This is a genomic window from Streptomyces sp. NPDC001920 (assembly GCF_053594495.1).
The window spans coordinates 280,909-303,752 of the sequence record NZ_JBSFEP010000001.1; the positions used below are offsets into that span (position 1 = coordinate 280,909).

Below are 22,844 nucleotides of genomic sequence, written 5' to 3' on the forward strand. Positions count from 1 at the left end.
GTGCGACTGCGGTACGCCTCGGCAGATATCTCGATGTCGAGATAACTCTAGTACATGGGGCCGGGATGGTCATGCCCGGCCTCCCTGTCGCGTTGCGTCCGGCCGTGTCGTTGCCCACACCCCGCCGCGACATTCCACGCATCCGGCTCACGCCTCCGCGCTCCACCGCAGGAGCCGTACGGCGGGGCACGCACGCCCATAGCTCCCCCAACCCCGTGGGGCGACCCCCTGACCATCACCCCCGCAGGGGTCCCGCGAGCTCACACCCGAGCCCTTTGCATGATCATGCGGGATGATGCATACTCTTCCTATGTCCAAGGTCCTCACCTCCCTCCCCACCGGCGAGCGCGTCGGCATCGCCTTCTCGGGCGGTCTCGACACCTCGGTCGCGGTCGCCTGGATGCGCGACAAGGGCGCCGTCCCGTGCACCTACACCGCCGACATCGGCCAGTACGACGAGCCCGACATCGCCTCGGTGCCCGGCCGCGCCAAGACCTACGGCGCCGAGGTCGCGCGCCTGGTCGACTGCCGCGCGGCGCTGGTCGAGGAGGGCCTGGCCGCGCTCACGTGCGGCGCGTTCCACATCCGCTCGGGCGGGCGCGCGTACTTCAACACCACGCCTCTGGGCCGCGCCGTCACCGGCACGCTGCTGGTACGGGCGATGCTGGAGGACGACGTCCAGATCTGGGGTGACGGCTCGACCTTCAAGGGCAACGACATCGAGCGGTTCTACCGCTACGGCCTGCTCGCCAACCCGAACCTGCGGATCTACAAGCCCTGGCTGGACGCGAAGTTCGTGACCGAGCTCGGCGGCCGCAAGGAGATGTCGGAGTGGCTGGTCGCCCACAACCTGCCCTACCGGGACTCCACGGAGAAGGCGTACTCCACCGACGCCAACATCTGGGGCGCCACCCACGAGGCCAAGACGCTGGAGCACCTCGACACCGGCATCGAGACCGTCGAGCCCATCATGGGCGTGCGGTTCTGGGACCCCGAGGTCGAGATCGCCACCGAGGACGTGACGATCGGCTTCGAGCAGGGCCGCCCGGTGACGATCAACGGCAAGGAGTTCGCCTCCCCCGTCGACCTGGTCATGGAGGCCAACGCCATCGGCGGCCGGCACGGCCTCGGCATGTCCGACCAGATCGAGAACCGGATCATCGAGGCCAAGAGCCGCGGCATCTACGAGGCGCCCGGCATGGCCCTGCTGCACACGGCCTACGAGCGCCTGGTCAACGCCATCCACAACGAGGACACCCTCGCCCAGTACCACAACGAGGGCCGGCGCCTCGGCCGCCTGATGTACGAGGGCCGCTGGCTGGACCCGCAGGCGCTGATGATCCGCGAGTCGCTGCAGCGCTGGGTGGGCGCGGCCGTCACCGGCGAGGTGACGCTGCGGCTGCGGCGCGGCGAGGACTACTCGATCCTCGACACCAAGGGCCCGGCGTTCAGCTACCACCCGGACAAGCTGTCCATGGAGCGCACCGAGGACTCGGCGTTCGGCCCGGTCGACCGGATCGGCCAGCTCACCATGCGCAACCTCGACATCGCCGACTCGCGCGCCAAGCTGGAGCAGTACGCCGGCCTCGGCCTGATCGGCACCGGCTCCCCCACCATCGGCGCCTCGCAGGCGGCCGCGACCGGCCTGATCGGCACGATGCCGGAGCTGCCGGAGGGCGGCGCCGAGGCCATCGCCTCCCGCGGCGAGGTCTCGGAGGAGGACGCGTGGCTGGACCGCGCCGCGATGGAGTCCGGCACGGACTGACCGCGGCCGAGAGGACGGACCACACCGGAAGGCCGGCCGGCGCCCAGGGCGTCGAGCCGGCCTTCCGGCATGCCATCAGTTCGCCGAGTCGGGGTAACCGAAGGGGTACGCACGCGACCTCGAAGGGAAGCGACCCGAGAAGGAGGCGTCCATGCCCCTCACGTTCCGCAAGAGTTTCCGCATCCTGCCCGGAGTGCGCCTGAACATCAACCGGCGTTCCTGGTCCATCACCACCGGCGGCAAGAACGGCCCGCGACACACCCACAGCAGCACCGGACGTCGTACGACATCGGTGGATTTGCCTGGACCTTTCGGGTGGCGTCGTACCCGTACGACCAGGCGACGTTGACGATCCATCACCCGGATGGCCCCCGCAGGGATGTGCCATCTCATATCTGAGATAACCTCAACCTCATGGCAGACGACTACCTCGTACGCATCGGCAGGCTCATCCGTGACGCCCGGCAACACCGTGGCTGGACACAGACGCAGCTGGCCGAGGCGCTCGGCACCTCTCAGAGCGCCGTCAACCGCATCGAGCGCGGCAACCAGAACATCAGCCTTGAGATGATCGCCCGAATCGGTGAGGCCCTGGACAGCGAGATCGTGTCCCTCGGCTACGCCGGTCCGATGCATCTGAGGGTCGTCGGCGGACGTCGGTTGTCCGGTTCCATCGACGTCAAGACCAGCAAGAACGCCTGTGTGGCCCTGCTGTGCGCCTCGTTGCTCAACAAGGGGCGCACGGTGCTGCGCCGCGTGGCCCGTATCGAGGAGGTCTACCGCCTCCTGGAGGTGCTCAACTCCATCGGCGTGCGCACCCGTTGGATCAACGACGGTGTCGACCTGGAGATCGTGCCGCCGGCCGAGCTGAACATGGCGGCGATCGACGCCGAGGCCGCCGTGCGCACCCGGTCCATCATCATGTTCCTCGGTCCGCTGCTGCACCGCATGGACCGCTTCAAGCTGCCGTACGCCGGCGGCTGCGATCTGGGCACCCGGACCATCGAGCCGCACATGATCGCGCTGCGCCGGTTCGGCCTGGACGTCGCCGCGACCGAGGGCCACTACCACGCCACGGTCGACCGGGCCGTGCGCCCCGACCGGCCCATCGTGCTGACCGAGCGCGGCGACACGGTGACCGAGAACGCCCTGCTGGCCGCGGCGCGGCACGACGGAGTCACGGTCATCCGCAACGCCTCCTCCAACTACATGGTCCAGGACCTGTGCTTCTTCCTGGAGGCGCTCGGCGTCCGGGTCGAGGGCATCGGCACCACCACGCTCACCGTGCACGGCGTGGCGACCATCGACGCCGACGTGGACTACTCGCCGTCCGAGGACCCGGTCGAGGCGATGAGCCTGCTGGCCGCCGCCGTCGTCACCGAGTCGGAGCTGACGGTGCGCCGGGTGCCGATCGAGTTCCTGGAGATCGAGCTCGCGGTCCTGGAGGAGATGGGGCTCGACCACGACCGCACGCCCGAGTACTGCGCGGACAACGGCCGTACGCGCCTGGTGGACCTCACGGTCCGGCCCTCCAAGCTGGAGGCGCCGATCGACAAGATCCACCCGATGCCGTTCCCGGGCCTGAACATCGACAACGTCCCGTTCTTCGCGGCCATCGCGGCCTCCGCGCAGGGCAAGACGCTGATCCACGACTGGGTCTACGACAACCGCGCCATCTACCTGACCGACCTCAACCGCCTCGGCGGCAGGCTGCAGTTGCTGGACCCGCACCGGGTCCTGGTGGAGGGCCCCACCCGCTGGCGCGCGGCCGAGATGATGTGCCCGCCCGCCCTGCGGCCGGCCGTGGTCGTGCTGCTGGCGATGATGGCGGCGGAGGGCACGTCCGTGCTGCGCAACGTGTACGTCATCAACCGGGGTTACGAGGACCTCGCCGAGCGTCTGAACTCGATCGGGGCGCAGATCGAGATCTTCCGGGACATCTGACGCATCTCCGGATGAACGCCGCTGCACTCATTTTGACCAGTACCAACACAGGTCGGGGTGGATGCGGCGGCGCGTCCGGGACTTCTCAGGGACTCGCGGCCTCATGGGGAGTGCTCCCAGTTGGCCGCGATCGGCAGCCGTCGCACGGGAGCAATCCGCTATCGCCCTGTGAGACTCCGAGCCACAAAGGTCGGGTGCTGAAAGCGGGGGTCCGCCGTGGGGTGTAAGCCACCGGCCATGACGGTCACCGTGCCCCATGAGGTGAGCGGGACGAGGGCATCCAGGTCGAGGCGTGCAGGTGGAGGTTGGCGAAGGTAGCTGTCGGGAGTCTTGCCGTATCGGGTGTCTCACCGTCCCCGCACTGAAGTCCGGGCGGGGACTCGTGGGATATTGCCCGGCACCCGGCTCAGGTTCCGGGGAGGATACGGCGCGTTTCGTAGGCCCACATCGCGATCTCGACCCGGTTGCGGGCGCCGAGTTTGGCCATCAGGCTGGCCAGATGCGTCTTCACCGTGCTGAGGCTGATGTGCAGTGCGTCGGCGATCTCGGTGTTGGTCAGCCCGCGGGCGACGGCGAGGAGCACCTGCTCCTCGCGGGCGGTGACGGGGGAGACCGGCTGGGCCGCGGGCCGGCCGGCGGGCAGGTCCGCGAATGCCTGGAGCAGACGGACGGTGACGCTGGGCGCGATGAGCGCCTCACCGTCGGACGCCGACCGTACGGCCTGGGCCAGAAGGTCCGGTCCCGTGTCCTTGAGGAGGAATCCGCGGGCGCCGGCACGCAGCGCGCCGTAGACGTACTCGTCGAGGTCGAACGTGGTGATGACGACCACGGCCAGCGGGTCGGCGACGCCCGGGCCGGCGACCAGCCGGGTGGCATCGAGCCCGTCGAGTACGGGCATGCGGATGTCGAACAGGCAGACGTCGGGGCGTAGTTCACGGGCCAGCCGTACCGCTTCCCGTCCGTCGGCGGCCTCGCCGACCACCTCGATGCCGGGCTGGGCGTTCAGCATGATCCGCAATCCGGTACGGATGATCGTCTGGTCGTCAGCGACGAGGACGCGAATGGACACCGCTCTCGTTCCTCGCTCTCGGCAGTTCGGCTTCGACATGCCAGCCCCGGTCGGTACCCGGGCCGGCTCGTAGTGTGCCGCCGAGCAGGGTCGCGCGCTCGCGCAGTCCGGTGAGTCCGTATCCGTCGCGGCCCCGGCCGGTGCGCCGGCCGTCGTCGCGCACGCTCACCCGTACCGTGTGGCGTTCCGCGGCGACCCGGACGACGAGCTCGGTCGCGTCGACCGCATGGCGCAGCGCGTTGGTCACCGACTCCTGCACGATCCGGTAGACGGCCGCGTCCACGGCGGGGGGCAGCGCGTCCAGTTCGCCGTCGAGCCCCAGGTCGACCTTGAGGCGGCCACCAGGGGTGCGCGCCAGGCGCTCCAGATCCGCGACTCCGGCAGGGGGCGCCAGCTCGGCGCCGACCCCGCGGTCGCGCAGCGCGGCGACCATGGCGCGCATTTCCTCCAGTGTGCGCGCCCCTTCCTCCTCGACCCCCTCCAGCGCCTCGACGGCGGCGGACGGGTCGGCGCCCGCGAGCACCCGGCCCGCCTGGGCGATGATCACCATGGCCGACACGTGGTGGGCCACCGTGTCGTGCAGTTCCCGGGCGAGCTGCTCGCGCTCGCGGGAGCGCACCTGCTCCAACTGCCGCTCGCGAGCGGTCACCCAGAACCGCACGGCAGCCCCGAACACGCCGGGCAGCAGCAGGAAGACGAAGCCCACGAGGTTCTCGACGACCGGCGTCTCGTCCGTGACGGAGCACAGCGCGGCGGCCGCGAGGACCACCGCGACGCCCAGCACGATCTCGCGTCCCGATCCCCACCGGGGCAGCGCGTACACCAGCAGGAGCACGACCGCGCCGGTGTACAGGCCGACGGGCTCGCGCGGTGCGGCGACCAGCGAGGCCACCTGGAGCAGGATCACGGAGCCGAACGCCAGCGTCACCATCGCCAGCGGGCGGGTCCGGCGCCACAGGGGCAGCAGGCACAGCCATACGGTGAACACCACCGCCACCGGCCGCCACACGACGTTCTCGCGCAGGGTGGCCTCCAGCACCACGCCGGCAACGCCCGCGGCGAGCAGCACCCAGTCCCGCCACACCCGGGCGGGCGCGTCGGGCGGCCGGGGTTCGGTCCACAGGGTTCGCAGGTCTTCTCGCAGCACGGTTCTCAGCGTAGGGACCGCGCCGTGCCGCGCATCGGCCGAAAGGACGGGACGTCACTCCGACTTGGGGCCGACGGATCCGCGGCCCGCGAGCCGATGCCGCGGAGCGCCGTGGCGACGAGCCTCGGCATCGGCGGCCGTACAAGGACGGCCGACGAGGTGGTTGGAGGAACCGATGCTCTCGAAAGCCCTGTTGCGCCTGGGCGCAAGCGCCGCCCGCCATCCCTGGCGGGTGATCGCGGCATGGCTGGTCGCTGCCGCGCTCGCCGTCCTCGCCGCCGGCGCCTTCGGCGGGCGGACCGCGGACTCGTTGACCGCTCCGGGACTGGACTCCCAGCGGGCCGCGGAACTGATCGAGCGGGCCGGCACCGGCCAGGAGGGGATGACCGCCCAAGTGGTCGTCACCCCCCTCGACGGCGCTGCGACGTTCTTCGACCACGGCAGCGCGCGCACCGCTCTCACGCGGCTGCAGACCGAGGTGAGGCGGCTGCCGCACGTGCTCGGCACGAGCGACCCGGCGGGGGCGCTCGACGCGGGCGGGGACACCGCCGTGCGCGGCAGCCTCGTTTCGGCCGACGGACGGATCGCGGTCGTCCGGGTGCAGTACCCCGACCAGAGCCGGCTGTCGGCCGAAGACCTCGACGCCCTGGTCGATCTCGGCGACCGGCTGCGCGCCGAACTGCCCCTGCGTATCGAGATGGGCGGGAGCCTCTTCTACGCCTTCTCCGACCCCGACGGCGGCGCGAGCGAGCTGATCGGCCTCCTCGCCGCGGCCACGATCCTGTTCCTGGCGTTCGGTTCGCTCGTCGCCGCCGCGCTGCCGATCGGCATGGCGGTCTTCGGACTGACCGTCGGCGTCGCCACGATGACGGTACTGGCGGGGGTGACGGACGTCCCGACCTTCGCGCCGGTCCTGGGCAGCATGGTCGGGCTCGGAGTGGGCATCGACTACGCGCTGTTCGTGCTCGCCAGGCACCGGGAGTACCTGGCGCGCGGGCTCGATCCGCGCGAGGCGGCCGGACGAGCGGTGGCCACGGCGGGGCGGCCGGTGGTCTTCGCCGGCGGCACAGTCGTCATATCGATCCTCGGCCTGGCGGTCGCGAACGTGCCGTTCATGACGGTGGGCGGGTTCGCAGTCTCGATCGTCGTTCTGATCATGGTGGTCGCGTCGGTGACGCTGCTGCCGGCCTTTCTCGGCGTCGCCGGCCCGCGCCTGGCCCGGGCCGGCCGGATCGGCCGGGCTCTGCAGACCAGGAAGCCGGTCCGACTCGCACGGCGGCGGGACCCGGCGGCGGGCGCCGTCCCCGCCGCCGGGTGGCGGCGCTGGATCGGGCACGTCAGCCGGCACCCGGTGCCGTACGCGGTCGGCGCGGCGGGGCTGCTGCTGACCGCGACGCTGCCGGTGCTCGGCCTGCGCGTCGGCCTGCCCGACGACGGCTCACTGCCCCACAGCCGTACCGAGCGCCGCGCCTATGACCTGGTCGCCGAGGGGTTCGGCCCGGGCACCAACGGTCCCCTCGTCATCGCCGCGGACCCCACCGGTGATCCGGGAGTGCTGGACCGACTCGTCGGGGCGGTCGCCGCGGATCCGGGCATCGCGTCCGTCGCGCCGACGCACATCGATCGGGCCACCGGCATCGCGACCCTCGTGGTGTTCCCGACCACCAGCCCTCAGGACAAGGCCACGGCCGACACCATCGCCCGGCTGCGCACCGACGTGCTGCCCACGGCGGTCGGGCACGGCCCGGCCAGGGCCCACGTCGGCGGCGCCGCCGCGAGCCTGTCCGATGTGGGCCGACGCACCAGCGAGCGCCTTCCGGTGTTCGTCGCCGCCGTGCTGGCGATGTCGTTCCTGCTGCTGATGCTGGTCTTCCGCTCGATACTCGTACCGCTCAAGGCGGTACTGCTGAACCTGCTGAGCATCGGGGCGGCCTACGGCATCATGGTCGCGGTCTTCCAGTGGGGCTGGGGAGGCGCACTCATCGGGCTGGAAGCGACGGTTCCGATCGTGTCGTTCATCCCGATGTTCCTCTTCGCCATCCTGTTCGGCCTGTCGATGGACTACGAGGTGTTCCTCCTCTCCCGCGTACGCGAGGAGTACCTGCGCACCGGCGACAACGGCACGGCGATCGTCGAGGGAGTCTCGCGCACCGCCCGGGTGATCACCTCGGCCGCACTCATCATGGTGGCGGTCTTCCTGTCCTTCGCCGTCGCCGAGGACCCCTCCACCAAAATGTTCGGGCTCGGCCTGGCCACCGCGATCTTCATCGACGCCACGGTCGTACGCATGGTGCTGGTACCGGCGACCATGACGCTCCTCGGCCGGACCAACTGGTGGCTGCCGAAGTGGCTGGACCGGATGCTTCCCCGCGGCCCGGTCGGCACCGGCGACGCCGACGCGGAGTCCACGGGTGAGGCCCCGCGTCCACGGCTGGTCGACCGTTGACTCAACTCCTGCCCACCCTTGGCGTCCGGCACCTCAGCGCGTCACCCTGGGGGCATATCGAGTCGTGATCATCGGGTGGTCCTGGTGAGGTCCTTGATCCAGATCATCGAGGCGCGCAGGTGGAGACCGGCCGAGGTAGCTGTCGGGAGTCTTGTCGTATCGGCTGGCGATGCCTCGCCATGCTGCGACACGAGGGCCGGGGCATAACCCGAACCGAGCAGGACGCCGACCGGCCCCGAGCTGCCCCCCTCCGCCGCGGCGGAGGGGGGCAGCTCGGGGCCCTATCGCGTCTTCCTGTCGATCAGGCGGGCGAGTTCGGTGACGTGCGGGGGTGCGAAGAGGGACAGGTGGTCGCCTTCCAGGACGTGGTGGGTGAGATGTGCGGGTGCGCAGACGCGGGACCAGGAACGGGCCGCCGCGCGCCGGAAGTCCGGGTCCTGACGGCCGGCCTGTACGAGGCACACCGGCCCGGCGTACGCCGAGGGGCGGTAGTCGCGGGCGGCCCGCAGGTGGATGCGGTTGGCGCGCAGGCGGAGGTCCAGGTCGAGGCGTTCGGCGTCGGTCGTCCCGGCGTCGAGCCGGCCGCCGCCCGTTCCCGCTGCGTCGCTGTCCTCGTCGGTCTGAGGGAGATGCTCGGAAAGGTAGCTCTCGACGAGGAAGAGCATCCCGGGCCGCTCGCCCTGCTGTTCGAGGAGGCGGGCCATCTCGAACGCCACGAGCCCGCCCATGGACCAGCCGAGCAGCAGGTACGGGCCGTTCGGCGCCACGGCACGGACGGCCTTCAGGTAGCGGGCGGCCAGTGCCTCGATGCTCTGGTCCTCCTGGGGTGCGTCGTCCGCCGCGGCGGTCGGCGGGGCCTGGAGGGCGTAGAGCGGGCTGCTGAGTTCCGGGCAGGCGGCGAGGTGGCGGAAGCCGATGGCCTCCCCGCCCGCGGGGTGGACGCAGAACAGCGGGGCGCCCTCGCCCCGGGGCCGTAGCGCGACGACGTCCTCGGATCGGGCGGGGTCGGCAGCCGTGTCCGCCTTCAGCAGCCGAGCCAGATGCCGGGGGGTGGCCGGCCGGTCGGAGTGCCCCGGTTCCGGGTCCGGCTCCGTGAACAGGACGGGTACCCGCAGCGCGGTACCGAACTGCGCGTTCAGTCTGGCGATCAGACGGACGGCCAGCAGGGAGTGACCGCCCAGGGCGAAGAAGTCGTCGTCCGCGGCGACCGGGCCGGCGTCGAGCAGTTCCTCGAAGACGCGGGCCACGGCGGTTTCCACCGTGCCCTGCGGCGGTGTTCCGGTGCGGCCCGCCGGGGGAACGTGCGGCGCGGTGCCGCCGCCGGAGGTGAGGGCCCGTACCGCGGCCGGGTCCACCTTCCCGTTCGGCGTGAGGGGTATCGCCCTGGTCCTGGCGTACGTCAGCGGCACCAGGTGGGCGGGCAGCCGCTCTGCCAGGAAGGCGCGCAGGGACCGGGGGGCGGTGTCGGCGTCGGGGGTGTCGTCGGCGGTGACGACACAGGCAGCCAGGTGGTCACCGCGTTCCTCATCCGACACCAGGACCACGGCCGCGTCCCGCACGCCGGGGTGGCGCAGCAGCGCGGCTCGGACCTCCTCGGGCTCCACCCGTACCCCGTTGACCTTGATCTGGTCGTCCACGCGCCCCAGATAGCGGATCAGGCCGTCCGGGCCGACGCAGGCGAGGTCGCCGGTGCGGTACAGACGGCGGCCGGGCTCCGGTGAGAAGGGGTGGGGCACGAAGCGCTCGGCGGTGGCGTCCGGGGCTCCGGCGTAACCGCGGGCCAGGCTCGTGCCGCCGATATGGATCTCTCCCGGCACGCCGACGGCCACGGGTTCGAGGTCCTCGTCCAGGACCAGGACCTCCGCATGGTCCATGGGCCGGCCGATGGGCACCGGGCCGGGGCCGTCCTCGGCGCTCACTTCGTGGACGCACACGCCGACCGCGGTCTCGGTCGGACCGTATTCGTTGAACACCCTCGTCCCCGGGGCGCCTGCCAGCCAGGGGGCGATCGCCTCGCCCTCCAGGGCCTCACCGCCGAGGACGAGCGACCCCGCGGTGTCGGCCAGGTGCCGCGGCTCCAAGGCGTGGTTGACGACCTTCAGGTGTGACGGGGTCAGCTTGAGCAGGTCCAGGCCGGACCTGTCGGCCAGTTCCGCCGAGAGAGCGAGGGCGTCCCGCCAGGCGGGGTCGAGGTGGACGGGGCGACCGGTGACCAGGGGCAGGAACAGGCTCGTCACGGTGAGGTCGAACCCGATCGAGGAATGCGCCATCGCACCGCCCGCACGGTCGCCGCCCTGCCGGCCGCGACCGGCGCCCGTGCCGTCCGTCTCCTCCTGGTCGCCGTCGGCGAGGTAGGTACGGGCGCTCCACACCAGGTAGTCGCAGACGGCCCGGTGCGGGAGCATCACGCCCTTCGGGGCCCCGGTCGAGCCGGACGTGAACATGATGTACGCGAGATTGTCGGGCCGTGCGCGGTCCGGCGTGGCGGACCCGGCCGCCGTCTCCGCGCCGTCGGGTGGCAGGCCGCGCAGATCGACGCACTCGACGCCCTGCGGGACGCCGGTCTCGTCCGGACGATCGGTGAGCAGCAGCCTGCATCCCGCCCGCTCCAGCAACTCCCCTACGCGCAGGGGCGGGAGCTGCGGGTCGAGCGGAACGTACGTTCCGCCGGCCTTGAGCACGGCCAGCAGCGCCACGACCAGCGGGGCCGAGTGGGCCGCGCTCACCGCCACCGGGGTCTCGACGCCGACGCCCCGCGCGCGCAGCGACCGGCTCCACCGGTCGGCCAGCAGGTCGAGTTCCCGGAAGGTCAGCCGCTCCGGTCCGGCCACCACGGCGAGGGCGTCAGGGGTGCGCCGCGTCTGCCGCTCGACGAGATGGTGCAGACAGAGGTCGTCCGACGGTTCCGGCAGGCGGGCCAGGAGCGGGGCGGCGCCGGGCGCCGGAGGAAGGCGCGTTTGGCGTACCGGGGTGGCGGGCGCGGCGAGCAGGGCGGCGAGCAGCGTCGTGTACTGGTCGGCGAGGACACGTACGTAGGCGTCGTCGAACTGCTCACCGTCGTAAGTCCACCTCGTTCGGCCCTCGGCCGGGCCCAGCGTGCACATCAGCCGCAGGGCGTGGTGCTCGCTCTCGACGTCGTCCCAGAGCACGGTGAAGGTCACGCCGGCGGCCGGGCCGCTCCGGGTGGGCGGCGTCGAGGTGAGGTCCTGGCAGACGAAGCCGATGTCGTGGGCCGCTGCGCCCCCCGGGTCCGGGGGCGGGGCGTCCTCGTGTGCCTCCTCGGCGTCGGACAGGGCGCGTTCGGCCCGTGCGGCGAGGGCGTCCAGGACCACCGCGGGTTCGAGCCGGGCGCTCACGCCGGTCCAGTGGGCGAAGTGGCCGAGGCCGGTTGCCGTTTCCTCGAACTCCCGGCCGGTGAGCAGCGTGCCGACGGTGAGGTCGCGCTGTCCGCTGATCCGGCAAAGCAGCGTCTGCCAGCCGGCCAGCAGCACGGCCGCCGGGCGCACCCGCCGCCGTCGCGCGTAGGCGTGGACTGCGGTCGTGACGCCGTCCGGCAGAGGTGCGGTGACGGTCCGGCGCTCCGGCCGGCCGGAGCCGCCGTGCCGACGCAGCGGCAGGGGCAGCGGCCTCGCGGGGGTGCCGGGCGGCGCCGGCCGGCTCGGCTGTGGTCCGTACTCCTGGTGTTGCCATTCGGCGAACTGGCTGTACTGCAGGACCTCCCCGGTGGGCGGTGTGCCGGCGTACCGCTGGGCCAGTTCGTCGGCGAGCAGCCGCAGTGCGGCCCCGTCGGCGGCCAGGGCGGTGGTGGTGAGCAGGAGGGCGTACCGTTCGGGGCCGAGGGTGAACAGGGTCGCCCGGAGGACCGGCTCGTCCGGTGCGCCGTGCGGCAGCCGCCTGCCCACGCGGGCCACCTCGTCGATGCGCCGCAGTCGCGCCGCTTCGTCCAGGTGCCGCAAGTCCTCGTGGGACCAGTGCGGGCGCGCGTCGTCCGGGTCCTGGACGACGAGCAGCGCGGTGCGTACTCCGGGCACCCGCTGGTAGGTCGACCGGAGGATCTCGTGCCGGGTCACCGTGTCGTGCAGCGCGGCCGCCAGTCGCCCGGCGTCCAGGTCACCGTCGGCGGTGAGGAGGATCTGCGCCCAGGACGGCACGCCGAGTTCGGTGAGCCGCCACAGCCGCTGCTGCTGGAAGGACAGCCGGTACCCCTCCACCTGCCGTACCTGCTCGGTCCGTGTCGTCACTGGAACCTCACCATGTCGCCCATGGCGACGAGGAGTTCACGCTCGCCGCGGAAGGGGTTGCGGGCGTGGGCGGTGAGGATGTTGTCCAGCAGCATCACATCGCCGCGTTCCCAGGGGAAGCTGACCTCCAGTTCCTGGTAGACCCGCAGGATCTCCTGCATGGCCTCGTCGGGTATCGGTGTCCCGTCACCGAAGCGGCAGCTGCGGGGGAGTTCCTCCGGGGCCATCGTGGACAGCAGCGACTCCCGCACGTCCGGGTCGAGGCAGGCGGTGTGCCAGTGCTGGGCCTGGTTGAACCAGGACCACTCGCCGGTGCGCGGATGGCGCAGGACGGCGGGGCGCACGGCGGTGGTGCGCAGCCGGTCACCGTGCCAGGTGTGGCGCAGTCCCTGCCGGGCGCAGCGGGCCTCGGCCTCGGCCCGGTCGGTGGTGCGGAAGACGTCCCGCCAGTCGAGGCCCAGGCCGGTGCCGTAGGTGCGGATGTACATGACTCCCTTGGCGGTGAACTCCTCGCGCAGCGCAGGGTCCAGCCTGCGGTGGACGGCGCGGCTGTCGACCACGGGGGTCTCGCCGCCGGACTCGGCCGGGCGGGCGCAGCAGAACCAGATGCGGGTCGGGCCCTCGTCGTTGAAGGAGTTCTCGTTGTGCCAGAGGAGCTTCTCTTCCGGCGGGAAGAACACCGGCGTGTAGACGTTGCCGCCGAGCGAGGCTCGCGGGTGCTCGCCGTTCTCGGCGAAGAGGTCGTCGACGAACACGGAGGCGAAGCGCTCCAGGGCGTCGGGGTCGGTCACCGAGAACCCGCGGAACAGCAGGGCGCCGTGCCGTTCCAGGTCCGCGTCGAGCCGGTCGCGGTGGGCGCGTGCCCAGGCCACCAGGTCGACGTCGGGGCGGGCCGGCCGCAGCACCACGGGCAGGTCGGCGTCTTCGCGCAGGTGCTCACGGGTGACCACGTCGCCCCCGGTGAGGGCGACCTTCGTAGGGGTGAGGGCGCGCAGTGCGCCGGGGCCGCGCCGCTTGCCCCGGCCCGGGGCGGGCCGGCCCGGGGTGGTGGGCGGCGTCGTGGGCAGGGGCGCGTCCGCGATCGAGACGTCGGGCCGAGTGGCCATGTCCGCGACCAGCGCGAGGTACTGCTCACGCAGTTCCTCCATGGTGGAGGCGTCGAAGAGGGCGGGGTCGTAGTTGAGGAATCCCGCGATACCGGAGTCGTCCTCCTCCAGGACGATGGTGATGTCGAAGCGGCTGGTGTCGATGAGGTCCGCGGAGAAGGGGCTGATGCGCAGCCCGGCCGCGGAGCCGGTCGCCCGCCGGTTGTTGTTCAGCACGAATTTGGTCTGGAACAGCGGGCTGTGGTTGCGGGTGCGGGGCGGGCTGAGGGCCTTGACGACCTCCTCGAACGGCAGGTCCTGGTGGGCGTAGGCGTCCAAAGCCAGGGTCTTGGTGCGCTGCAGCAGCTCCCGCCAGGTCGGGGCGCCGGTGAGGTCGGCGCGCAGCACGATCTGGTTGACGAAGAACCCGATCAGCGGTTCGGTCCTGGTGTCGGAGCGGCCCGCGACGTCCGAGCCGACGACGAGGTCGGTCTCTCCGGTCCGCCGGTTCAGCACCGCGTACAGGGCGGCGAGCAGCGCCATGAACAGGGTGCTGTCCTCGTCCCGGCACAGGGTGCGCACCCCGTCGGCGGTGCCGGCCGGGATCCGGAAGCGCAGGCTCTCACCCCGGTGTTCGGGGTGGGCCGGACGGCGCCGGTCCAGGGGCAGTCCGGGCAGGTCGAGAATGCCGTCGAGACGCTGGGTCCAGTGCTCCACCAGGCGGTCGAAGTGGCCCGCCTCGGCGAGCCGGCGCTGCCAGATCGCGTAGTCGGCGTACTGCACCGGCAGGTCCGCCAGCCGGTGCGGCCGTCCCTCACGGGCCGCCGCGTACAGTTCGGCCAGTTCCTCCAGCAGGACGGCTGCCGACCAGCCGTCCACCGTGACGTGGTGGGCCGTCAGCAGCAGCACGTGGTCCGTGGAGCCGAGCCGCAGCAGTCCGGCCCGCAGCACGGGGGCGGCGGCCAGGTCGAAGGGCTGGGCGTACTGCTCCCTGGCGAGCCGCCGGGCTTCGCTCTCGCGCTGCTCGGGCGGGTACGAGGTCAGGTCGGTGAGGGGCAGCGCGGGCGGCTCGGCGGGCAGCACGGTCTGGTACGCCCGCCCGTCGCGGGCGGTTATCACGGTCCTGAGCGCCTCGTGCCTCGTGACGATCTGTGCCAGCGCCCGCCGCACCAGGTCGACGTCGAGTTCACCGGTCAGCCGTACGAAGACGGGGAAGTTGTACTGGGCGGTGTCCGGGTCCAGTTGGTGGAGGAACCACAGGCGTTCCTGGGCGAAGGAGGCGGGTACCGTCGCCTCCCGCTCGACGGCCGCCAGCGCGGGCAGCGCGGGGCGGTTCTTCTCCGCGAGCAGGCCGTCGACCAGGGCGGACAGGGATGCGAGCGTGGAGGCGTCGAAGGGCCCGCGGATCGGCACCTCCACCTCGAACTCCTCCCGCAGCCGGAAGACCAGGCGGAAGGTGAGCAGGGAGTGGCCGCCGAGGTCGAAGAAGTCGTCCTGGGGACGGATGCCGTCGCGGCCGAGCAGTTCGCTCCAGATGGCGGCCATCCGCCCTTCGGTGGGCGTCAGTTCGACCTCGGGCTCCTCCCCCGGGTGCCCGGTTGCCTCGTCGGCGGGGGCGGCGGTGGCCAGCAGGGCGGTGAGCGTGGCGCGGTCCACCTTGCCGTGGGCGGTGAGCGGGAGCCGGCGCAGCACGACGTACCGCGACGGGAGCATGGGTCCGGGGAGCCGGGTGCGGACGCGGTCCGCGATGCCGGGCAGTGCGGCGAGCGCGGCGGGCCGCCACAGCGGTTCGGTCGCGAGCCGCTGTGGCGGGACGGAGGGGTCCGTGGACGGCAGGGGCGTGGGTGCCGTTCCGCTGCGGTGCAGCAGCAGGTCGAAGGATCCGTCGGGACGTCCGTCGGCCCAGCTCGGTTCGGCGTGGTAGCCGTGGCGCCCGGCCAGGCGGCACAGCTCCTCGGGGTCGGCACCCGGGCCGACGGCGTCCGCCGCTGCGCCGGACAGCCGCTTCAGCAGCCGCAGGTCGGCCGTCAGACGGCTGTTGGGGATGCCGCGCAGCGCGAGCCGGTCGGGGCGTTCGGCGCCGAGCAGCGCGTCCAGGGCGGCGGCGGCGTCCAGGCCCTCCGCCTGCCAGTCGCGCCACCGCGGTGACCCGGCGGCCGTGTCGTTCGCGGTGCGCGGGCCCGCGACGGTGATCACGACGTCGTAGCGGTACCGGGTCAGTTCGTTGTCGGCCGTCCCCCGCTTCGGCAGGACCCGTACCGAATCGATGCGCGGCCGGGTGCGCAGTTCGTCGAACAGCCTTGGGTGGAGGCAGAGTTCGCTCTCGGCCTCCATGCGCCAGTGGATCTCGGCGCGCAGTGCGTCGGCGGAGGTGCCCGGCCGTGCGCGGTGGGCGGTCACGGAGGCGTGGAAGGCCTCCAGGAGGGCGAGGTTGCGCACGTCGCCGAGGAAGACGTGGCCGCCGGCGGGCATCGCCTCGACGGCCTGCTCCAGGACCCCGAACAGGTAGTCCACGGACGGGAAGTACTGGACGACGGAGTTGAGGATGACGGTGTCGTAGGTCTCGCCTCGGCGGATCGCGAGGTGGGCGGGGTCGGACCGCAGCGCGATCCGCTCCCGGCCGTTCGGGTCGGTGCCGATCTCGCTCCGCAGCCGGTCGACGACCTGCTCGGACAGGTCGACGCCCTGGTAGAAGTCGCAGTGGGGGGCGACTCGGGAGAGGATGAGGCCGGTGCCGCAGCCGATTTCGAGCACCCGGCGGGGCCCGAGCGCGCGGATCCGGTCGACCGTGTGGTCCAGCCACTCGCGCATCGCGTCGGCCTGGAGGGGCTCGCCGGTGTAGCTGCTGTTCCAGCCGGCCAGGTCGAAGGACGGGTCGGCGGGGCGCTCGGCGGAGCCGTATGTGTCCTCGTACAGGGTGCGCCAGCGGCTCACCCAGTCGTCCTCGGCGTCCGGGCCGGAGGCGGTCTCGATGTCCGGGCTGACGAAGGCGACCAGGTGCCGGGACTGCGGGGTGTCGGCGTGGGCGATCACGGCGGCCTCCCGGATCTCCGGGTCCTGGGCCAGCGTGGCGGCCACCTCGTCCGGTTCGATCCGGTGGCCGCGTATCTTCACCTGGTCGTCGAGCCGGCCCAGGTACTCCAGGTCGCCGGTGGCCAGTCGCCGCACCCGGTCACCGGTCCGGTACAGGCGCCCGCCCGGCTCCCCGAAGGGGTCGGGGACGAAGCGCTCCGCCGTCAGGTCCGGGCGGTTCCAGTAGCCGTGGCAGACGCCCGCCCCGCCGACGTACAGCTCGCCCGGCGCGCCCACCGGCACGGGGTTGAGCCACGGGTCGAGGACGTGGAGCCGCACGTTGTGGACGGGCCTGCCGATGGGCACCCGGCCGAAGCCGCCGACCGGGTGCGCGCTGTCGTACGCGGCGCAGGCCACGGCGGTCTCGGTGGGGCCGTACTCGTTGACGATGCGAGGCCGGCCGGATACCGCGCGCCAGGCCGTGAGCCGTTCCTCGTGCAGTTCCTCACCGCCGACGACCAGGGTGCGCGTCCAGTCGCCGGCACGTGCGGGCGCGCCCGAGTCCGCCAGCATCCCCAGGTGTGACGGGGTGAGCTTGACGAAGGCGAGGCCCCTGTCGGACTCGGCGCAGGCGCGCAGGGCCTGGCCCGGTGTGCCGGCGTCGTCGGCGAACAGCAGCCGCCGGCCCCCCAGCAGCGGTGCGAACAGGCTCGTCACGGTCAGGTCGAAGGACAGCGAGGAGTGCACCGGAACGGCACCGTCGGCCTCCGGCGGCAGGTACGTCTCGACGGCCCACAGCAGGTAGTTGGCGACCTGGCGGTGGGAGAGCATGGCGCCCTTGGGCCCGCCCGTCGAACCGGAGGTGTACATCAGGTACATCAGGTCGTCGGAGCGGAAGTCTCCTTGGGGTGGGGTCTCGGCCTCCTCCCGGAGCATCCGGTCCGGGTCCAGCGTGACCACCGAAGGGCCCTCGCCCGGCGCCAGGTTCCGCAGGCTCGCGTCGGTGACCAGCAGGCGGGCTCCGCTGTCGCGCAGCATGTGGTCGAGCCGGGCCTTGGGATACGCCGGGTCGAGCGCCAGGTAGGCGGCGCCGCTCTTCAGCACCGCGAGCAGCGCGATCGCCGCCTCGGGCGCGCGCGGCAGCAGCACCGCGACCACGTCGCCGGGACCCGCGCCGAGGCCGTGCAGCCGGTGGGCGAGCCCGTTGGCGCGCCGGTCGAGGTCCCGGTACGTCAGGTCGGGTCGGCCCGCGGCCGACACCGCGACCGCCTCGGGAGTGGCACGCGCCCGCTCGGCGAAGAGCCGTTCCACACGGACGTCCTCGGGGCGGGGCACCGCGGTGCCGGTGCCCTCGCGCAGCGCCTCCTGTGTCTCCTCGTCCGTCAGCAGCGGCAGGGTGCCGATCGGTGCCGTGGGGTCGGCGGGCACGGCGGACAGCAGGGTCGTCAGGGAGCGGGCCAGCCGCTCGCCGGTGGCGGTGTCGAACAGGTCCGTGGAGTGGATGAGCCGGCACTCCAGGCCGGAGTCGGTCTCCCAGACGTTCAGGTCGAGATCGAAGCGGGCGGCGTCGTGGTCGAGGCGGTCGAGCGGGGTGAGGGTGATCCCGCCCGGCAGGGTTCCGGCCGCGCGCGGCGGGGTGTTGTGCAGGGTGAAGTTGACCTGGTAGATGGGGTTGCGGCCCGGGGTGCGCTCCGGGTGCAGCCGCCGGGCGACCAGGTCCAGGGGGACGTCCTCGTTCTCGTACGCCTCCAGGCAGGTCGCGCGGACCTCGGCGAGGAAGTCCTGGAAGGACGTCCCGGGGCGGACCCGGGACCGCAGTGCGACCGAGTTGGCGAAGAATCCGACCAGGTCGTGGAAGCCCCGGTAGCGGCGGTTGGCGACGGGCGTGCCGACCACCACGTCGTCGTGGCCGCCGTAGCGGGCGAGCACGATCTGGAACGCGGCGAGCAGCACCATGAACAGCGTGGTGCCGGTGCGCGCCGACAGCAGCCGCAGTTCGTCGCTCACCCCGGCGTCCACCGTGAACACGGTGGAGGCGGCGCGGCCCGAGGGGCGGTCGGGCCAGGGCCGGTCGGCGGGCAGCGGCATCGGGTCCGGAGCACCGGCCAGACAGCGCTCCCAGTGGTCGAGCTGGCGCGCGGCCTCGGCGCCCTGTGCCCATTCGTGCTGCCAGCGGGCGTACTCGGCGTACTCGACCGTGGGGGCGGGCAGTTCGGGTGCCCGGCCGTCGAGGCGGGCGCCGTACGCGGTGCCCAGGTCGCTCAGGAAGACGCCGAGCGACCAGCCGTCGATGACCGCGTGGTGGAAGACGAGCACCAGGATCGCGTCGTCCGCGGCGAGGCGTAACAGGGAGAACCGCACCAGTGGCCCCGTGGCCAGGTCGAACCGTTCCCCGGCGTCCGCCAGGGCGAGGCGCTCGGCCTCCGGCAGGCGGTCCCGTTCGGGAAGCGCGGTCAGGTCGACGACGGGCAGCGCCCGGTGCCGGTGCGGCAGGACCCGCTGGACGGTGCGGTCCTTGCTGACCGGGAGGACCGTGCGCAGGACGGCGTGGTGCCGCAGGAGGTCGTTGAGGGCGTCTTCGAGGGCCGTGTCGTCCAGCGGTCCGGTGAGCCGGTGGACGACGGGGCTGTGGTACGCGGGGCTGTCCGGGTCCAGCCCGGACAGGAACGCCATCCGACGCTGCGTGAAGGACGCGGGGGCCTCGCCGTCCTCGTCCAGGGCCGGCAGACCGGTGGCGGCGCCCTTCTCCCACATGCGCTGGCGCAGCAGGGCCCGCTGCTCGGCGGGGAGTTGTTCGATCCTGTTGCGCAGATCGGCGTCGATCGTCTCGGCTGTCTTCGTGCTGTACGTCATGCGGCTCCCCCGCTCATCCCTCGGCGCGCCGGGTCTCGGCGAGCCGCTCCAGTTCGGCCACCAGGCCTTCGAGTCGATCCGAGTCGTCGGCCGGTCCGGCCTGGGTCCGTGCGGCCACCGCCTCGCCGCCGACGCGTTCGACCTCGTCGGCCAGTCCGGCGATGGTGGGCAGATCGAACAGGGTCCGCAGCGGCAGGGCGACGCCGAGCCGTTCACGGACCGCGGTGCGCACCACCGAGGCGAGCAGCGAGTGACCGCCGATCAGGAAGAAACTGTCGTGCACTCCGAAAGCCCGTACGTTCAGGGCCTCGGCCCAGATGTCCCACAGGGCGCGTTCCGTCGCGGTTCTGGGCGGCACGGTGTCCGCGTCCGGCGGGCCTGCCTCGTCCTCGGTGATGCCGGGCAGCGCCCGCGTGTCGGTCTTTCCACTGGCCGTCGTGGGCAGGACGTCGAGCAGGACGGCATGGCCGGGCACCATGTGGGACGGCAGCCGGTCCCTCAGCCCGCCCAGCAGCTCGGCCGGGGACGGCCGGCGGCCGGGCACCGGGACGACGTAGGCGACGAGCCGCCTGTCCCCGGCGACGTCGACCGCTCGCACCACGCATTCGCGTACGTCGCCGCGGTCCAGCAGCGCCGCCTCGATCTCACCCGGCTCGATCCGGTAGCCGCGGATCTTCACCTGCTGGTCGGCCCGGCCGAGGAAGTCCAGCGCCCCGTCGGGCAGCCACCGCACCAGATCTCCGGTGCGGTACATCACCGCCCCCGGCCGGGAGGAGAAGGGGTCGGGCAGGAAGCGCTCCGCCGTGAGGTCCGGGCGGCGCAGATACCCGCGGGCGATTCCCAGTCCGCCGACGTGGAGTTCGCCGGCCACCCCGAGCGGCACCGGACGCAGGTCCTGGTCCAGCACATGCAGGGTGGTGTTGGTGATGGCGGTGCCGATGGGCACGCTCACCGCGTCCTCGGGCAGCCGGTCCACCAGGTGGGTCGTGGAGAACGTGGCGTTCTCGCTGGGGCCGTAGCCGTTGTGGAGGTGTGCGGGCGGTGCGCCGCCGCCCAGCACCGCCCGGGTGCGGCGGGCGTCCATCACCTCTCCGACGACGAACAGGTGGCGCAGCCCGCCGAAGGCCCGTGGATCGATGTCGGCGACACGGTTGAAGAGGGTGCCGGTGAGGGAGACGATCGTGGGCCGCAGTTCGCGCAGGGCGAGGCGCACCTCGTCGGGACCGAGCGGCTCGTCGCCGGGCAGTACGGCGACCCGGGCGCCGTTGCAGAGCGCGCCCCACACCTCGAAGGCGGTGATGTCGAAGGCGGGGTCGCCCAGGTGCAGCAGGACGTCGCCGGGACCGATGGTCACGTAGTCGGTCGCGGTGATCAGCCGGACGACGGCACGGTGGGGTATGCCGAGGCACTTGGGGCGGCCGGTCGAACCCGAGGTGTGGACGACGCCGGCGAGGCTGTCGGGGTGGCTGCGCGGCGCCGGCAGGGCCTTGTCCGGGCCGCTCTCGGCGTCGGCGAGCCGGAGCACGGGCACACCCAGGCCGCCCAGCCAGGCGGGTGGGTCGCCGCCGCTCAGCACGGCGGAGACCCCGGCGTCGTCGGCCATGAACCGCAACCGCTCTTCGGGGTGGCCGGGGTCGAGGACGAGATGGGCGCCGCCGGCCAGGAGGACTCCCAGCATGCCCGTGACGAGGTCGGCGGAGCGCACCATGTGCAGGGCGACGGGGCTGTCGGCGGTGACGCCCGCCTCGATCAGTGACCGTGCGACGGCCGCGGCCCGACGCGCGAGCGCGGCGTACGTCCAGCTGCCGGTGCGGTCCGTGAGGGCGACGGCCTGCGGGTCGCGGGCCGCGCACGCCCGGAAGAGGCCGTCCACGGTGGTGGGTTCGGGCAGCGGCCGGTCGGTGGCGTTCCAGGCGTCGATCAGGGCCCGGTCCTCGGGCGGCAGCAGGGGGATGTCGCCGATCCGGCGGTCAGGGGTGTCGGCCAGGGCGGTGAGCAGGGTGCGCAAGGCCGACGCCATGCGGTCCACCGTCCGCGGCAGCCACAGGTCGGACGAGAGGCGCAGTTCCACGCCCAGGCCGCCGCGCCCGTCGGCGTCCTCGGTGACCGTGCACAGCAGGTCGTACGGGGTGGTGTCGTCGGGCAGTTCGAGCGGGGAGGTGGTGCATCCCGCCGCGGTGAAGCCGGTTCGAGGCGGCCCGGTGGTGCGGAAGACGGCCTGGCAGAGCGGATGACGGCTCAGGTCCCGATCCGGTTCGAGGAGGGTGACGAGTCGTCCGAAGGGGGTGTCCGCGTGCCGGTGCGCCTGGTCCCGCGTCCGTCCTACGCGGCGCACCGCCTCCCGGAGGGAGGGGCGGCCCGTCAGATCGGTCCGCAGGACGAGCAGATCCTCGTACGGTCCGAACGCCGTCTGCGCGCCCGTCGGCGGGCGGCGGTCCGCGGGGCTGCCGAAGGTCACGTCGGAGCGGCCCGTCCAGCGCGCGAGCAGGACGGCGAAGGCGACCGCCGGTACGGTCTCGGCGGCGACTCCTTCCTCGTGGGCAAGGCGTCTCAGGGATTCGGCGTGCCGGGCCTCGACGTGCAGTCGGTGGCCGGTGCCCCGGTGGGTCGCGGTCCTCGGCCGGGGCCGGTCCGTCGCCAGCTCGAGCGGTTGCAACTCCTCCAGCCGCCGCTGCCAGTACGGCAGGCAGTCGTCGTGGTCCTCCCGCTCCCGGGCCGCTCGGTCCGCGTACGCGGGTGGCGAGTTCACCGGTGCCGCCCCCGAGTCGGCGTAGTAACGGCCGAGTTCGCGCTCCAGCAGGGTGAGCGAGGCCCGGTCGGCGATGATGCGGTGTGCCGTGAGCAGCAGGACGGACCGCTCCTCGCCGGCGCGCACCAGGACGGCGCGCAGCGGGGGCGCGGTGTCCAAGGCGAACGGGCGGGCGATCTCGGCGGCGAGAGCGTGGCGCAACGCCGCCTCCGGCACCGGGCCGGGGCCCAGGTCCACCTGACGCAACGGCAGTTCGGGGCTCGGCCGGACGATGCCGTACGGGCCGTCGTCCCCGGCGCTGAAGGTGCTGCGGAGGAGGTCGTGGCGGGCCGCGCAGATCCGCAGGGCCGATGCCAGGCGCTCGGCGTCGAGGGGGCCTTCGACGAGGGTGGCGGAGGAGAGGTGGTGGACGGGGTCGCCGGCGGTGATCTGCTCCAGGTACCACAGTCGTTCCTGGCCGTGGGAGAGCGGCTGCCGGACCGTTTCCCCCGACTGGGCCGCCGGTTGTGTTTCCAGGTCGTCGTGCACGAGTG

Annotated in this window: 9 protein-coding genes; 4 read left to right on the forward strand and 5 right to left on the reverse strand. The window is 72.7% G+C overall.

Annotated elements, in window-relative coordinates:
* The first annotated feature begins 310 nt into the window (after positions 1 to 310).
* The 3 genes from argG (at position 311) to ACWCPI_RS01205 (ending at position 3,709) form a co-directional block, all read left to right on the forward strand.
* The gene (argG, locus tag ACWCPI_RS01195; RefSeq protein ID WP_451036113.1) at positions 311 to 1,765 is read left to right on the forward strand and encodes an argininosuccinate synthase; all 1,455 of its coding nucleotides are present in this window, start codon (positions 311 to 313) and stop codon (positions 1,763 to 1,765) included.
* Between the two features lie 151 nt (positions 1,766 to 1,916).
* Positions 1,917 to 2,114: a DUF4236 domain-containing protein gene (locus tag ACWCPI_RS01200; protein WP_451036114.1), complete on the forward strand. Its 198-nt coding sequence runs from the start codon at positions 1,917 to 1,919 to the stop codon at positions 2,112 to 2,114.
* Positions 2,115 to 2,179: 65 nt separating this feature from the next.
* Positions 2,180 to 3,709, forward strand: a complete 1,530-nt coding sequence (locus tag ACWCPI_RS01205; protein WP_451036115.1) for a helix-turn-helix domain-containing protein — start codon at positions 2,180 to 2,182, stop codon at positions 3,707 to 3,709.
* Between the two features lie 406 nt (positions 3,710 to 4,115).
* On the opposite strand, the gene ACWCPI_RS01210 is transcribed toward ACWCPI_RS01205, so the two are convergent.
* Together ACWCPI_RS01210 and ACWCPI_RS01215 are read right to left on the reverse strand one after the other, a co-directional pair.
* Complete coding sequence (locus ACWCPI_RS01210) at positions 4,116 to 4,778, reverse strand: response regulator (RefSeq protein WP_451036116.1); 663 nt, start codon at positions 4,776 to 4,778, stop codon at positions 4,116 to 4,118.
* Positions 4,753 to 5,925 (reverse strand): sensor histidine kinase, encoded by a 1,173-nt coding sequence (locus ACWCPI_RS01215; protein WP_451036117.1) that lies wholly within the window; start codon positions 5,923 to 5,925, stop codon positions 4,753 to 4,755. Before ACWCPI_RS01215 ends, ACWCPI_RS01210 begins: the two co-directional genes overlap by 26 nt.
* 175 nt (positions 5,926 to 6,100) lie before the next feature.
* Here ACWCPI_RS01215 and ACWCPI_RS01220 point away from each other — a divergent pair, with 175 nt between their 5' ends.
* Positions 6,101 to 8,371: an MMPL family transporter gene (locus tag ACWCPI_RS01220; protein WP_451036118.1), complete on the forward strand. Its 2,271-nt coding sequence runs from the start codon at positions 6,101 to 6,103 to the stop codon at positions 8,369 to 8,371.
* Between the two features lie 281 nt (positions 8,372 to 8,652).
* On the opposite strand, the gene ACWCPI_RS01225 is transcribed toward ACWCPI_RS01220, so the two are convergent.
* The 3 genes from ACWCPI_RS01225 to ACWCPI_RS01235 are packed head-to-tail and all read right to left on the reverse strand — an operon-like array spanning position 8,653 to position 22,839.
* Positions 8,653 to 12,612, reverse strand: coding sequence for a non-ribosomal peptide synthetase (locus ACWCPI_RS01225; RefSeq protein WP_451036119.1), 3,960 nt, complete (start codon positions 12,610 to 12,612; stop codon positions 8,653 to 8,655).
* Entirely contained in the window at positions 12,609 to 19,562 is a 6,954-nt protein-coding gene (locus tag ACWCPI_RS01230; protein ID WP_451036120.1) for an amino acid adenylation domain-containing protein, read from the reverse strand. Before ACWCPI_RS01230 ends, ACWCPI_RS01225 begins: the two co-directional genes overlap by 4 nt.
* Before the next feature lie 13 nt (positions 19,563 to 19,575).
* Positions 19,576 to 22,839: a non-ribosomal peptide synthetase gene (locus ACWCPI_RS01235; protein ID WP_451036121.1), complete on the reverse strand. Its 3,264-nt coding sequence runs from the start codon at positions 22,837 to 22,839 to the stop codon at positions 19,576 to 19,578.
* Positions 22,840 to 22,844: the final 5 nt, after the last annotated feature.